The 15262-nt window shown below is 64.9% G+C and carries 12 protein-coding genes; 9 read left to right on the top strand and 3 right to left on the bottom strand.

The window, feature by feature from the left end; genetic code table 11:
- The first annotated feature begins 82 nt into the window (after positions 1-82).
- A complete protein-coding gene (locus tag BraRD5C2_RS09530) occupies positions 83-1945 on the top strand; it encodes an ABC-F family ATP-binding cassette domain-containing protein (protein WP_223968020.1) in 1863 nt (620 codons plus the stop codon).
- A gap of 23 nt (positions 1946-1968) precedes the next feature.
- Here BraRD5C2_RS09530 and BraRD5C2_RS09535 read toward each other — a convergent pair whose 3' ends face one another.
- From BraRD5C2_RS09535 to BraRD5C2_RS09545, 3 genes are all read right to left on the bottom strand, one after another.
- Positions 1969-2514: a hypothetical protein gene (locus tag BraRD5C2_RS09535; protein WP_223968021.1), complete on the bottom strand. Its 546-nt coding sequence runs from the start codon at positions 2512-2514 to the stop codon at positions 1969-1971.
- A 102-nt stretch (positions 2515-2616) separates the two neighbouring features.
- Complete coding sequence (locus tag BraRD5C2_RS09540; RefSeq protein WP_223968022.1) at positions 2617-3069, bottom strand: DNA polymerase III subunit chi; 453 nt, start codon at positions 3067-3069, stop codon at positions 2617-2619.
- Between the two features lie 18 nt (positions 3070-3087).
- The gene (locus BraRD5C2_RS09545) at positions 3088-4590 is read right to left on the bottom strand and encodes a leucyl aminopeptidase (RefSeq protein ID WP_223968023.1); all 1503 of its coding nucleotides are present in this window, start codon (positions 4588-4590) and stop codon (positions 3088-3090) included.
- 371 nt (positions 4591-4961) lie between these two features.
- On the opposite strand from BraRD5C2_RS09545, the gene lptF reads away from it, so the two are divergent.
- The 8 genes from lptF to BraRD5C2_RS09585 all read left to right on the top strand — a co-directional run bounded on the left by lptF (position 4962) and on the right by BraRD5C2_RS09585 (position 15234).
- Positions 4962-6128 (top strand): LPS export ABC transporter permease LptF, encoded by a 1167-nt coding sequence (gene lptF / locus BraRD5C2_RS09550; RefSeq protein ID WP_223968024.1) that lies wholly within the window; start codon positions 4962-4964, stop codon positions 6126-6128.
- Positions 6125-7222: an LPS export ABC transporter permease LptG gene (gene lptG / locus BraRD5C2_RS09555; protein ID WP_092113464.1), complete on the top strand. Its 1098-nt coding sequence runs from the start codon at positions 6125-6127 to the stop codon at positions 7220-7222. The genes lptF and lptG overlap by 4 nt, the downstream gene beginning before the upstream one ends.
- A 77-nt stretch (positions 7223-7299) precedes the next feature.
- The gene (locus tag BraRD5C2_RS09560) at positions 7300-9717 is read left to right on the top strand and encodes an LPS-assembly protein LptD (RefSeq protein WP_223968025.1); all 2418 of its coding nucleotides are present in this window, start codon (positions 7300-7302) and stop codon (positions 9715-9717) included.
- Positions 9718-9829: 112 nt separating this feature from the next.
- Entirely contained in the window at positions 9830-10777 is a 948-nt protein-coding gene (locus BraRD5C2_RS09565) for a SurA N-terminal domain-containing protein (protein ID WP_223968026.1), read from the top strand.
- A gap of 17 nt (positions 10778-10794) precedes the next feature.
- Positions 10795-11796 carry a 4-hydroxythreonine-4-phosphate dehydrogenase PdxA gene (gene pdxA / locus BraRD5C2_RS09570; protein WP_223968027.1) on the top strand — a complete coding sequence of 334 codons (1002 nt, stop codon included), beginning with the start codon at positions 10795-10797 and terminating at the stop codon, positions 11794-11796.
- The gene (gene rsmA, locus BraRD5C2_RS09575) at positions 11797-12651 is read left to right on the top strand and encodes a 16S rRNA (adenine(1518)-N(6)/adenine(1519)-N(6))-dimethyltransferase RsmA (protein WP_223968028.1); all 855 of its coding nucleotides are present in this window, start codon (positions 11797-11799) and stop codon (positions 12649-12651) included.
- Between the two features lie 19 nt (positions 12652-12670).
- On the top strand, positions 12671-13729 hold the full coding sequence (locus BraRD5C2_RS09580; RefSeq protein WP_223968029.1) for an alcohol dehydrogenase: 1059 nt from the start codon (positions 12671-12673) through the stop codon (positions 13727-13729).
- 143 nt (positions 13730-13872) lie between these two features.
- Positions 13873-15234 (top strand): caspase family protein, encoded by a 1362-nt coding sequence (locus tag BraRD5C2_RS09585; RefSeq protein WP_223968030.1) that lies wholly within the window; start codon positions 13873-13875, stop codon positions 15232-15234.
- Positions 15235-15262: the final 28 nt, after the last annotated feature.

A 15262-nucleotide genomic window follows, 5' to 3' on the forward strand; every position in this document is an offset into this window, starting at 1 on the left:
ATTGCGTTTTTGCAACAGCCGTCCGGAGAGATTTTACCGACAGACGGGTTGCGTTTGGCAGCGGGTCCGGTGACAACGCTGCATGCTCTCCATCACTGACATTTCAGTCCGGATCGCCGGGCGGCTGTTGATTGATCACAGTTCTGTGCAAATCGTGCCCGGCGCGCGCGTCGGATTTGTCGGCCGTAACGGTGTCGGCAAGTCGACGCTGTTTCATGCCATCCGGGGCGAGCTTCCGACCGAGAGCGGCAGCATCGCGCTTCCTCCGCGCTGGCGAATCGGCAGCCTCGCGCAGGAAGCGCCCGACGGACCCGAAAGCCTGATCAACGTCGTGCTGAAGGCCGACCTCGAGCGCGACGCGCTGCTGCACGAGGCCGAGACGGCGCACGACCCGCACCGGATCGCCGATATCCAGACCCGGCTGGTCGACATCGACGCTCACTCCGCCCCGGCCCGCGCCGCCGCGATCCTCTCCGGCCTCGGCTTCTCGACATCAGACCAGGCGCGGCCGTGCGCGGAATTCTCCGGCGGCTGGCGCATGCGCGTGGCGCTGGCGGCGACGCTGTTCTCCGCACCCGATCTGCTGCTGCTGGACGAACCGACCAACTACCTCGATCTCGAGGGCACGTTGTGGCTCGAGAACCACCTTGCCAACTACCCGCGCACGGTGATCGTGATCAGCCACGACCGCGATCTGCTCGACACCTCGGTCGATCAGATCCTGCACCTCGATCGCGGCAAGCTGACGCTCTACAAGGGCACCTATTCCTCCTTCGAGGAGCAGCGCGCCGCGCGCGAATTGCTCGACGCCAAGCACGCCAAGCGGCAGGCCGATGAGCGCAAGCGCCTGCAGGACTTCGTCGACCGCTTCAAGGCCAAGGCCTCCAAGGCGCGGCAGGCGCAGTCGCGCGTCAAGATGCTGGAGCGGATGAAGCCGATCACCGCACTTGTAACCCAGGACGTTCGCGAGATCTCCTTTCCGGCACCGGAGAAGCTGCTGTCGCCGCCGATCATCGCGGTCGATGACGTTTCGGTCGGCTACGAGCCGGGCAAGCCCGTGCTCAATCGCGTGACGTTGCGCGTCGATCCAGACGATCGCATCGCGCTGCTCGGTTCCAACGGCAACGGCAAGTCGACGCTGGTCAAGCTGCTGGCGGGCAAGCTCGCGCCGTTCGCGGGCAGGATCACGCGGGCCGATAAATTATCGGTCGGCTATTTCGCACAGCACCAGGTCGACGAGCTCAATCTCGACGGCTCGCCCTATGATCACATCCGCAAGCTGATGCCCGAGGCTCCGGAGAGCAAGGTGCGCGGCCGTGTCGGCGCGATCGGCTTCTCCGGCAAGGCCGGCGACACGCTGGTGAAGAGCCTGTCGGGCGGCGAGAAGGCGCGACTGCTGCTCGGGCTTGCGACGTTCTACGCCCCCAACATGATCATCCTGGACGAGCCGACCAACCATCTCGACATCGACAGCCGCGCGGCGCTGGCGGAGGCGATCAACGAATTCCCCGGCGCCATCATGATGGTCTCGCACGATCGCTATCTGATCGAGGCCTGTGCCGATCGTCTGTGGGTCGTCGCCAATCAGACGGTGACGGCCTATGACGGCGATCTCGACGAATATCGCCGCATGATCCTGTCGGCCAATGACGGACGGACCGTGTCGCGTGAACGCGTCAGGGAGCCGGCCAAGCCGGAACGCATCCGCAATGAGAAGCGCACTTCACCGAGACAACGGGTCGCGCAGGCCGAGAGCGAGATCGAGCGCATCAACGGCATCATCGCAAAGATCGATACCGCGCTCGCTCTGCCCGATATTTTCACGCGCGATCCCAAGCAGGCCGCGCAGCTGACCAAGGCGCGCGCCGGCGCCGAGAGCGCGCTGCAACGCGCCGAGGAAGAATGGCTGGAAGCCAGCGCCGAACTCGACGAAGCCGCGAGCTAGATTTGCGAGGAAGCGCCCGGGGTTTAGCTGTGCGCAGACTTTTTCTTCTTCGGCTTCGCGGGCTTCGGCTCCGGCGCAGCATCCGGGCCGCGCTCGACCGACGTCAGACGTCCTGAGGAGAACGTATAGATACCGGCGCGCGCGCCGCGCGACCAGGTCACGACCGCGACGCGCTCGCCGCCCGGCCCGCTCGACAGGTTCACGCTGTCGGGGGCGCCGATGCCGCGCACGACATCGCATTCGGTGTGGCCGAGTGCGACACTGCCGCCGGTCGGCCGCGGCGCACCGGGAGCCTGCGCGTTCGCGTCGGTGGCACCCGCCGGCGGCGCCATGCCGGGGCAGCTTCCGTCAGCACTGACGAGATCATCGTTGGTCACCGGCTTGTCCGGCGTCAGCGGCGGCGATTCGATCGAGATGTTGCGGATGAACACCCGGCCGGGCCGCGAGAACCAATCCGCGTCACGCGAAAAGATGTCGGACGCGCCCGAGCAGCCGGCAAGGCCAGGTGCAAGTACCAGCAACGCCAGCAGCGACTTCCGACTGAATGTTCCATCACGCACGATCGACAAGGCTCCTAACCCCTCTACTAAGGGCTTGTCCGAACATCACTTTGCGGCATGACCGTGACCCGCCCGAGGAAACGTCGAATTATCATTAATTAGTCGATATCGCTATTGGCGCCGCTGCCAGCGTCCGCGCTCGTCGGCCTGCCAATAGGTGACCTCGAAGCCGCGGGCCTTGCAAGCGGTCCAGCTCTCCCGCGCCGAAGCCACCGCGTCGGGGTCGTCGCCGTTGAACACGAGGACCAGGCGCTCGTAGCTGTCGCAGTCGGCCGGGAGCGCCGCGTTGTCGACCAGGAACCGGACATTGGCCCGGTTCGGATTACCCTCCTCGACCGACAGGATGATCGGCTGATCCTGCGCGTCGGCAACCCGCGCGCTCGCATGCGGCAGGAACGAATCGTCGCTGTAGGTCCACAGATGCGCGTCGAGCGTCTCGGCGCGCTCCTGCGACGTCGATTGCACGACCACCCGCCAGCCGCGCTCGAGTGACTTCTCGAGCAGCGGCGGCAGTACGCTTTCCAGCGTCATGTTCTGCAGATGGTAGAACAGAACCTCGGTCATGCGTCGGCTGACACTCTATTACTTCTTGGCTTCATAATATTCGGAGACGAGCCGCTCGAGCAGCCGGACGCCGTAACCTGAGCCCCAGCTCTGATTGATCTCGGTCTTCGGCGCGCCCATCGCGGTGCCGGCGATGTCGAGATGCGCCCAGGGCGTGCCGTCGACGAAGCGCTGCAGGAATTGCGCTGCCGTGATCGAGCCGCCATTGCGCCCGCCGGTGTTCTTCATGTCGGCGAATTGCGAGTCGATCTGCTTGTCGTATTCGGGACCGAGCGGCATCCGCCACACCTTCTCGCCGGTCTCGAGACCAACCTTGGCGAGGCGCTCGGCGAGCTCGTCATTGTTGGAGAACAGGCCGGCGTAATCGGTGCCGAGCGCGACCATGATCGCGCCGGTCAGCGTTGCGAGATCGACCATGAATTTCGGCTTGCACTTCTTGGCGACGTACCAGAGCACGTCTGCGAGCACGAGGCGCCCTTCGGCGTCGGTGTTGATGATTTCGATGGTCTGGCCGGACATCGAGGTGACGATGTCGCCCGGACGCTGCGCGTTGCCGTCGGGCATGTTCTCGACGAGGCCGATGGCGCCGACCGCATTGACGCGGGCCTTGCGCGCCGCGAGCGCGTGCATCAGCCCGACCACGCAGGCCGCGCCGCCCATGTCACCCTTCATATCCTCCATGCCGCCGGCCGACTTGATGGAGATACCGCCGGTGTCGAAGCAGACGCCCTTGCCGACGAATGCGACCGGCGCCTCGCTCTTCTTGCCGCCGTTCCAGCGCATGATCACGGTGCGGCTGGGCCGTACCGAGCCCTGCCCGACGCCGAGCAGCGCGCCCATGCCGAGCTTTGTCATCGCCTTGACGTCGAGGACCTCGACGGTGACGCCGAGCTTGCGCAGCTGGCTTGCGCGGCGCGCGAACTCCTCGGGATACAGCACGTTCGGCGGCTCGTTGACGAGCTCACGCGCCAGGTTCACGCCGTCGACGATGGACGAATCGGGCGCAAACGCCTTCCTGGCAGACGCGACGTCGTCGACCGCGATCGAGACGTCGGCGCGCACGGCGCCGTCCTCACCGTCCTTCTTCTTGGTCTTGTAGCGATCGAACTTGTAGGCACGCAGGCGGATGCCGGTCGTGATCGTCGCGGCCTGGTCGGCCGTCATTGCTGAATCTGGCAGTTCCGCAAGGACGGTCATCGCACCGCTGCCGGCGTTGAGCTTGCCGGCCACCACGCCGCCGAACTTAAGAAGATCCTTCTCCTTGAGGTCGGCCACCTTGCCGGTGCCGATCACGATCAGCCGGTCGACCTTGATTCCCTCCGGCGCCAGGATGTCCAGGGCCGCCCCGCTCTTGCCCTTGAACTGGTTGGCGGCCGCGGCCCGCTTGACCGTCTCGGCGGCAGCTCCGAGCGCCTTCCGGGTGGCGGCTCCGAGCTTCAATTGCTCGTCGCAAAAGGCGACCAGAATGCCGCGGGCGGACGCGGAGAACGGGACAAAGCCGACCTTGACGGCGTCGGACATAGGAAAATCCTCCAGGACTCAGGGTGTTGCTCGGGCCTGAGGCGGCCCTTCCGGCACGCGGGGGTGAGCATTGCGATGGCGGTCCGTAAGCGGCCCGGACCGGGCTTGTCGCACACTATGACCTGCCGGCTGCGCCGCTGCCAAGCGCCGGAGTGGCCGGAAGGCCACAAAAGCGATTAATTAACCATAAATTAAGCGTGCCTTGGCCCGGCCATTTTGTTGACGGATCAAAGGGATGGTAGTGAGATTGTGAACAGAGAGTGAGCCGGACGAGTCCGCGGCTCGACCATAGGGGAACCCGGGTTGACGGGATTGGTCGAAAGCCGTGCGTCTGGTTGCGTGAAGGGGGTCTTGGGGGCCGTGCGGTAGCGATGGGGTCGATCGACAAGTACATCTTCAAAACGACGCTGGCGTCGTTTGCGCTTGTCCTGGTCAGCCTTACCGGCGTGATCTGGATTACGCAGGCGTTGCGCGGCATCGACCTGATGACCAGCCAGGGTCAGACCATCCTCACCTTCCTCGGCATCACCAGCCTCGTGATCCCCGCCCTGATCCTGATCATCGCCCCGATCGCGCTGATGATCGCGATCTCGCACACGCTGAACAAGCTCGCGACCGATTCCGAGATCATCGTGATGAACGCGGCGGGCTTCTCGCCGTTCCGGCTGTTCCGGCCGTTCTTCTTCGCCACCTGCGTGGTGGCGGCGCTGGTCGCCTTCATCGGCGCCTATCTCGCCCCCGACGGCATGCGCCGAATCAAGCAATGGGATGCCGAGATCACCGCCGACGTGCTGACCAACATCCTGCAGCCCGGCCGCTTTGCCCAGCTCGATCAGAACCTGACGATTCGGATCCGCGAGCGCCTGCCCGCCGGCGTGCTCGGCGGGGTTTTCGTCGACGATCGCCGCGATCCGCAGCAGCGCGTCACCATCGTCGCCGACCACGGCACCGTGCTGAAGAACGAGAGCGGCTCATATCTCGTGCTGGAGGACGGCAATCTCGAGCGATTCGAGGTCGGCAAGCGCGATCCGACGCTGGTGGTGTTTCAGCGCTACGCGTTCGACATGTCGAAATTCTCGCAGGGCCGCGACGTCACGCTCGGAATCCGCGAGCGCTACCTGTGGGAGCTGATGTGGCCGGACGAGAACGACCAGACCTATCAGCAGCTGTCGGGCCAGTTCTTCGCGGAGCTGCATGATCGCTTCATGGCGCCGATCTATCCGTTCGCGTTCGCGGCCCTCACCTTCGCCTTCCTCGGCGCGCCACGCACCACGCGGCAGAGCCGCAATTTCTCGATCGGCGGCTCGGTGTTCGCGGTGTTCGGCCTGCGCATGGTCGGATTCGCCTGCTCCGTCATGGCGGTGAAGACGCCGCTGGCGGCCCTCGTGCAATATCTGATGCTGTTCGCCGGCATCGGCGTCGGGATCTGGATGATCGTCGGCGGCGTGGTCGTCGAACCGCCGGCAGCATTGATGGAAGTCATCAACAGGAACAACGAACGCATTGCGCGCCTCTTCCGGAGGCCGGCCACCGCATGAGCATGGTCACAAATACGCTCGGGCGTTATTTCGCCGGCCGCTTCGTGGTCGCGGCGGTGGGCGTGTTCGCGGGCATCTTCGTGCTGCTCGTACTGGTCGACTACATCGAGATGGTGCGCAAGACGTCGAGCCTGGTCGGGGCCTCCGCGATCACGGTCGCGGAAACCTCGCTGTTCCGCGTGCCGCAGCTGCTCGAGAAACTGATGCCGTTCTGCGTGCTGATCGGCGCGATGACCTGCTATCTCGCGCTGTCGCGGCGGCTGGAGCTCGTCGTGGCACGCGCCGCCGGCGTCTCGGCCTGGCAATTCATCTCGCCGGCGCTGGTCAGTGCGATCGTGCTCGGCATCTTCGCCACCACCGCCTACAATCCGGTGTCGGCCAATCTGCGCGAGCTCTCCAAACGGATGGAGGCCGAGCTGTTCGGCTCGGCGCCCGGCGGCGGCATCCAGGATGCGTCCGGCTTCTGGCTCAATCAGATCAACGACGAAGGTCAGGCGATCATCAATGCGGCTCGCAGCGAGCAGCAGGGCATCCGGCTGACCGGCCTCACGGTGTTCCGATTCGATACGGCGCTGCAGTTCAAAGAACGAATCGAGGCCCGCGAAGCGACGCTCGAAGAAGGCCGCTGGGCGTTCACGGGAGTACGCCGATACACCCTCGACAAGGCTCCGGTGGACCAGGACACCTTCTACCTGACCACCACCTTGACCCCGGCACAGGTGCGCAACAGTTTCTCCACCCCCGAAACTGTGTCCTTTTGGCAACTGCCGAACTACATCCGTTCGTCGGAGAGCTCAGGGTTCGCGACGGCCGGCTATCGCTTGCAGTATCACAAGCTTATCGCGCAGCCGTTTTTGCTGGCTGCGATGGTGATGTTGGCGGCTTCTGTGAGCCTCCGCTTCTTCCGGATGGGCGGCGTGCAGAAGATGGTTTTGAGTGGCGTGGGCGCAGGCTTTCTGCTCTACGTCCTGTCGAAAGTAACTGAAGATTTGAGCAAGGCTGAGTTGATGCATCCCATCGCTGCGGCGTGGTTGCCTGTCGTTGTGGGTAGCCTCACCGGTTTCTTAGCCTTGCTGTACCAGGAGGACGGGTAGTGGCTACTGTCGCCGCCCGCCAGTTGATGTCGCCTGCATTCGGGCGGCGCAGTGCCCTGCGCCGTCAACGGAGCCGCATGGCCGCGTTTGGCGTTTCGATTTCTGCTCTGCTTGCCGCGTTCGTCGTGGTCAGCGCGCTCGACGTCGTCACGTCGACGCCGGCTGCCGCGCAGTCGTTTACCTACAATCCGCGTCCGCCGAAGCCGGTCCGCCCGCCGGCCAAGAACGACGGGCAGATGCTCGTTCAGGCGACCGAGGTCGATTACGACTACAACAACAGCCGCATCTCGGCCGTCGGCAACGTCCAGATGTTCTACAACGGCACCAGCGTCGAGGCCGACAAGGTCATCTACGACCAGAAGACCAAGCGTCTTCATGCCGAAGGCAACATCCGCATGACCGATGCGGAAGGCAAGATCACCTACGCCAACATCCTGGATCTCAGCGACGACTACCGCGACGGGTTCGTCGATTCGCTGCGCGTCGATACTGAAGACCAGACCCGCATGGCGGCGACCCGCGCCGATCGGTCCAGCGGCAATTACACGGTGTTCGACAACGGCGTTTATACCGCCTGCGCCCCCTGTAAGGATGATCCGAAGAAGCCGCCGCTCTGGCAGGTCAAGGGCGCGCGCATCATCCATGACCAGACCGAGAAGATGCTCTATTTCGAGAACGCCCAGCTCGAGTTCTTCGGCGTTCCGATGGCCTACATGCCCTATTTCTCGACGCCCGATCCGACCGTGAAGCGCAAGAGCGGCTTCCTGATGCCGGGCTTCACCACCTACACGGCGTTCGGCTACGGCGTCGAAATTCCGTATTATTGGGCGATCGCGCCTGACATGGACGCGACCTTCAGTCCGCGCATCACCTCGAAGCAGGGCGTGCTGCTGCAGACCGAATTCCGCCAGCGCTTCGTGGACGGCTCCTATCAGATCAGGCTTTACGGCATCGACCAGCTCGATCGGGGTCAGTTTACCGGCCAGCCGGGCGACCGCGACTTCCGCTGGGGCGTCGACACCAAGGGCCAGTTCGCGCTGAACGACAAATGGGTCTGGGGCTGGGACGGCGTCGTGCTGTCCGACTACTTCTTCATGTCCGACTACCGGCTCGCCCAGTACAAGGATCCGTTCGGATCGTTCCTGTCGCTGCCGACGGAAGCGATCTCGCAGCTCTATCTGACCGGCGTCGGCAACCGCAGCTTCTTCGATGCGCGGGCGATCTACTATCTCAGCTACTCGGGCAACCAGAACCAGGTCCCGGTGGTCGCGCCCGTCATCGACTACAACAACGTGATCAACAACAACATTCTGGGCGGCGAGTTCAGCTACAAGATGAACTTCGTCAACCTGACCCGCGAAACCGCGGTGTTCGATCCGATCACGACGATCGCCAACACCGCCGGCCTGTGCAGTTTGACGTCCGCCGATCCGCTGGCTCGGACGCCGTCGCAGTGCCTGCTGCGCGGCATGCCGGGCACCTACACAAGGCTGACGGCCGAGGCGCAGTGGCGCAAGTCCTATACCGACCCGCTCGGCCAGATCTGGACGCCGTTCGCCAGCGTCCGCGCCGATGCCATCAACGCCGACATCTCGAACCAGCCGGGCGTTTCCAACTTCCTGCCGGTCGGCGACACCCAGACGGTCCGCTTCATGCCGACCGTCGGCCTCGAATACCGCTACCCCTTCATCAATGTGCAGCCGTGGGGCACGACCACCGTCGAGCCGATTGCGCAGGTCATCATCCGGCCCAACGAGCCGAATGCCGGCAAGCTTCCGAACGAGGACGCGCAGAGCCTGGTGTTCGACACCAGCAACCTGTTCGCGGTCGACAAGTTCTCCGGCTACGACCGTGTCGAAGGCGGCAGCCGCGCCAATGTCGGCGTGCAGGCCACCACGCAGTTCGATCACGGCGGCAGCGTCAAGGGGATGTTCGGGCAGTCCTACCAGATGTTCGGGCTGAACTCGTTCGCGGTCGCTGATATGACCAATACCGGCATCGACTCCGGGCTGCAGAACCCGCGCTCGGACTATGTCGCGAGCCTCGCCTATTCGCCCAACCGCACCTACACTTTCAGCGTCCGCTCGCGGATGGATGAAGCGACCTGGAACATCAACCGGTTCGAGGCTACGGCGAGCGCGAACTTCGACCGCTGGTCGATCGCCGTGACCTACGGCGACTATGCAGCGCAACCGGAACTCGGCTACCTGACGCGCCGCGAGGGCATCCTCACCAGCGGATCGGTCAAGGTGGCGTCGAACTGGGTGGTTCAGGGTGCGGCGCGCTGGGACCTTGAAGCGAACAAGATCAACCAGTATGCCGTCGGCGCGGGCTATGTGGACGACTGCTTCGTGCTGGCTGCCAACTACATCACGTCCTATACCTATCAGGCAGGCTCGCAGCCGCCCGTCCTCAGCCATGCGTTCATGTTCCAGATCGGGCTGCGGACGATCGCCCAGACCTCCACGACCAGCAGCTCCGCTGGCATGCAGTAGCGAGCGAGGAGCCTGCCAAGGACCATGTATTGGGGGCTTGAATTGGGGGCTTGTATTGCCCGCGGGCCTGTGGCCCCGGCTTGAATTGGTTTAAACGGCTGACATGACCACAATGACGACCGCTAGCCTGCCAAGGCGCTGCAATCAGCTAGTGTTGAGTTCCCTGCTGGCTCTTTTCCTCCTGTTGGGAGGCGGTGCGCGACTGCACGCCCAGACCATCGCCGTGATGGTCAATGGCGAACCCATCACCAATTTCGACATCGAGCAGCGCGCCAAGCTGAACGCGCTGACCGGCGGCAAGACCCCCGATCGCAAAACCGTCCTCGACGACTTGATCGACGAGAAGCTGAAGATCAAGGAAGCCAAGAAATTCGGCGTCGATCCCACCGCCAACGATATCGAGCAGTCCTATGGCGGGATGGCGCAGCGGATGCGGCTGAACAACGACCAGCTGACCAAGGTCCTCGAGAGCAAGGGCATCCGCCCCGATACGCTCAAGCAACGCATCAGGGCCGATATGGTCTGGACCAGCCTGGTCCGCGGCCGCTTCAAGGAAAGCCTGCAGGTCGGCGAGAAGGACGTCGACACCGCGGTCAAGGGGGCCGGCGAAGCGCCCGACGCCGAGGCGTTCGAATACCGGATGCAGCCGGTCGTGCTGATTGTGCCCCGCGGCTCTCCGCAATCCGAATTCGAGAACCGCCGCAAGGAAGCCGACACCCTGCGCGAGCGCGTCACCAGCTGCGAGGAAGCCAACACCTTCTTCAAGTCGATGCGCAACGCCGCGATCCGCGAGATCGTCGTGAAGACGTCGGCAGACCTGCCGCAGTCGCTGCGCGACATCCTGGACAAGACCCCGGTCGGCCACCTCACCCCTCCCGAGCTCACCAAGCAGGGCGTCGAAATGGTCGCTCTCTGCGGCCGGAAGGCAACCACCGTGGACACGCCGAAGAAGCGTGAGATGCGAGACAAGATGTACGTGCAGAAGTACGAGGCGAAGTCGAAAGCCTACCTGCAAGAAGTCCGGAAAGCCGCGATGATCGAATATCCAGGCGGACGATGATCGACTATCGTTGACGCATGGCTCAACCTCTCGCACTGACATGCGGCGAGCCCGCAGGCATCGGCCCCGACATCACGCTCGCCGCGTGGCTGCGCCGACGCGAACTCGACCTTCCGCCGTTCTATCTGCTCGGTGACCGCGCGCCCCTGGCCGAGCGCGCCAGGACGCTCGGGCTCGCCGTAGAGTTTGCCGAGGTCAGCGCCGAGGAGGCATCCGTGGCATTTGCGCGGGCCCTGCCCGTCGTTGCGACCGGCAAGGCGGCGACGGCGCAACCGGGCAAGCCGGACGGAACGAGCGCGGATGCCGCGCTGGCGTCGATCCGTCAGGCCGTCGCCGATGTTGCGTCGGGCAAGGCCAGCGCGGTCGTCACCAATCCGATCGCCAAGAACGTGCTGTACCGCGCCGGTTTCCGCCATCCCGGCCACACCGAATTCCTCGCCGAGCTTGCCGCCCGCCACGGGCCCGCGCCGCAGCCGGTGATGATGCTGTGGTCGCCGTCGCTCGCCGTGGTCCCGGTGACGATCCATGTGTCGGTCCGCGAGGCGCTGGCGCAATTGACGACCGACCTGATCGTCTCGACCGCGCGAATCGTGGTCGCCGACATGAAGGCGCGGTTTGGCCTCGCCTCGCCGCGGCTTGCGATCGCCGGCCTCAATCCGCATGCCGGCGAAGACGGCACGCTCGGCATGGAAGACGTCGAGATCGTCGCGCCTGCGGTCGAGATCCTGCGCCGCGACGGCATTGCCGCCCGCGGCCCGCTGCCGGCCGACACCATGTTCCACGCAGCCGCGCGCAAGACCTATGACTGCGCGCTCTGCATGTATCACGACCAGGCGCTGATCCCGATCAAGACCGTCGCGTTCGAGGACGCCGTCAACGTCACGCTGGGGCTGCCCTTCATCCGGACATCACCCGATCACGGCACGGCCTTCGATATCGCCGGCACCGGCAAGGCCAATCCGTCGAGCCTGATCGCCGCACTCCGGCTCGCCGCGCGCATGGCCGCGGCATCAAGCTAAGTGAGCGCGATCGACGATCTGCCCCCGCTGCGCGACATCATTCGCGAGCATTCGCTGTCGGCGCGCAAATCGCTCGGCCAGAATTTCCTGCTCGATCTCAATCTTACTGCGCGCATTGCCCGTGCCGCGGGCCCGCTGGAAGATTCAACCGTGATCGAGGTCGGGCCCGGCCCCGGCGGACTGACGCGCGCACTGCTTGCGATGGGCGCCAAGCGCGTCATCGCCATCGAGCGCGACGAGCGCGCGATCGATGCGCTCGACTACATCGTCAAGCGCTATCCCGGCCGCATCGAGATCGTGCATGGCGACGCGCAGCACTTCGATCCGCGTCCCCTGCTCGATGGCGGCAAGGCCAAGATCGTCGCCAACCTGCCCTACAACATCGCAACCCAGCTCCTGGTCGACTGGCTGTCGATCGAGCCGTGGCCGCCCTGGTACGACACCATGGTGCTGATGTTCCAGCGCGAGGTCGCCGAGCGCATCGTCGCGCATGAGGACGAGGAAGCCTATGGCCGGCTCGCGGTGCTCGCCAACTGGCGCGCCGAGACCAAGATCCTGTTCGACATTTCGCCCGCAGCCTTCGTGCCGCAGCCGAAGGTGACGTCCTCGGTGGTACGATTGATACCGCGCGCCGCGCCGGAGCCGTGCGACCGCCGCATGCTCGAGCAGGTCGCGGCTGCCGCCTTCGGCCAGCGCCGCAAAATGCTGCGCCAAAGCCTGAAATCGCTGTCGGTCGATCCGGCGCGGCTTGCTGCCGCAGCCCAGATCGACACGACGCGGCGCGCCGAAACCATTCCGGTCGCGGGCTTTGTTGCCATGGCGAGGGAATTGGCCGATATACGGTCCACAAAATAGAACATCAGGAGAAAACGTAATGGCGCGTATGGTTCGCCAATCCCTCGTGAAATTCGACGCACCGCTGTGCGAAACCGTCGTGGACACGCCCAAGCCGCAGGGACGCGAAGTGCTGGTGCGCATCGAGCGCTGCGGCCTGTGCCATTCCGATCTCCACATCCAGGACGGCTACGCCGATCTCGGCGGCGGCAAGAAGCTCGACACCACCCGCGGCATGACGCTGCCCTTCACGCTCGGCCATGAGATCGCAGGCGTCGTCGACGAGGTCGGTCCCGATGCGTCGAAGGATCTGGTCGGAACGAAGAAAGCGGTCTTCCCCTGGATCGGCTGCGGCCAGTGCCGCGACTGCCTCGCCGGCGACGAGAATCTCTGCGCCAAGCAGCGCTTCCTCGGCGTCTCGATCGACGGCGGCTTCGCCACCCACGTGCTGGTGCCCGACGCGAAATACCTGCTCGACTACGATCCGCTGCCGGTCAATCAGGCCGCCACGCTGATGTGCTCCGGCGTCACGGCGTACGGCGCGCTGAAGCGCCTGGTCGATCGCCCACGCCAGCGCAATCTGCTGCTGATCGGCCTCGGCGGCGTCGGCATGATGGGCCTGTCGTTCGCGCAGGCGATGTTCAAGCAGCCGATCGCGGTTGCCGATCTCAGCCCGGCGGCGCGTGAGACCGCGCTGAAGAACGGTGCGGCGGCGGCCTACGATCCCGCGGAGCCCGATGTCGTCAAGCGCATGCTGAAGGAGAGCGACGGCGGCTTCGACGGCGTCGTCGACTTCGCCGGCAACGAGAAGTCGATGGCGTTTGCGGTGTCGACAGTGGCACGCGGCGGCAAGATCGTGGTGTCCGGCCTGATGGGCGGCCAGTTCACGCTGCCGATGGTGCAATGGGTCTACAAGCGCATGACCATCGAAGGCTTCATGGTGGGCACGCTGGCCGAGGGCCAGGAGCTGATGGCGCTCGCCCGGGCCGGCAAGATCAAGCCGACCCCGATGAAGGAAGAGCCGATGGCCGACGTCCAGAAATGGATCGAAGAGCTGCGCGCCGGCAAGGTCGTCGGACGCATCGTGCTGAAGAACTGACGAAGACGTCCCGCCGGCCGCGCGACCGCCGGCGGGACATCCCCCTTATGAGCCCATTTGGTCGCGCCTTGCGGGCCTGAGTGCTGCTTTTGTCCTGCCGCGCGCGCTGGTAATCTTCCGGCGAGGCTGAGAGGGGACGGGGCATGCACGGAGCAGTGCAAGGCAGGAGCCTGGCGGCTGCGGCGCTGCTGGCGCTGCTATGGCACGCACTCGTCGGCGCGGCGCAGGCCGCCACCGAAAAGCGCGTCGCGCTGGTGGTCGGCAATTCCGCCTACCAGAACGTGACGCGGCTCGACAATCCCCGCAACGATGCCGCCCTGATGGCCGAGACGCTGGCAGGCCTCGGCTTCACCCTGGTCGGCGGCCGCGCCCAGCTCGATCTCGACAAGCCGGCGATGGACATCGCCGTCCAGAGCTTCGGCCGGCAGGTGCAGGGCGCCGACGTCGCGCTGTTCTACTATGCGGGCCATGGCGTCCAGGTCTCCGGCGCGAATTACCTGGTCCCGGTCAGCGCCAACGCCACCCGCGAGGCCGACGTCGATTTCCAGATGCTCGACGTCAATCTGGTGCTGAGGCAGATGCAAGGCTCCGGCACACGGCTCAACATGGTGATCCTCGATGCCTGCCGGAACAACCCGTTCGGTGGACGCGGGTTGCGCGCCGCAGACGGCGGCCTGGCGCAAATGCGCGCCCCGGAAGGCACCCTGATCTCCTACGCCACGCAGCCCGGCAACGTCGCGCAGGACGGCACCGGCGGCCACAGCCCCTACACCAAGGCACTGGCCGCCACGATCAAGCTCGCCGGCCTCGACATCTTCCAGACCTTCAACCAGGTCGGACTTGCGGTGAAGCGCGAGACCGGCGGCTCGCAACAGCCCTGGGTCTCGTCATCGCCGATCGACGGAACGTTCTATTTCGTGCCCCCGGTGGCCGCCGAGCAAAAGGTTGCGGTCGCGCCGCAGCCCGAGCCGCAACTGCCCGGCACGTTGCGGCCCGATCCCGATCGCATCCCGATCAAGGACGTCGCGCTGCTGCGCGAATTGAGCGATCGGCTCTATGAGCACAATTTCGATCCCGAGCCGCTCGACAGCAGGAACGGTATGCGTGCGGCGATCAGCAAATTCCAGGAGAAGGTCGCGATGACGCCGACCGGCGAAGCGACCGAGGGCCTCCTGACGCGGCTGCGCAAGATGGAGGACCTGCAACCCTGGGGGTCGATCGTCTACGGCCCGGACATCGATAAATGGGGCATCTCGTGGAAGCATGCGTCACGACGTGCCGCGGTCGACGACGCGCGCACCAAATGCGGCGGCGCCAAATGCACCCTCGAGCTTTCCTTCTACGGCTCGCGCTGCGGCGCGTTCGCGATATCAGCCAAGTCCTGGTCGCTGATCCAGCGCGACACGCTCGATCGCGCCAAGACCGCCGCGCTTGACGAATGCGGCAAGGCCGGGAAATCCTGCCGCATTATCGATGCCGTCTGCGCTGACGGCTCCGGGCACTGAATTGATTGATCACATTGGATAGAGCTGA

Source organism: Bradyrhizobium sp. RD5-C2, assembly GCF_019972155.1.
Classification (GTDB): domain Bacteria; phylum Pseudomonadota; class Alphaproteobacteria; order Rhizobiales; family Xanthobacteraceae; genus Bradyrhizobium.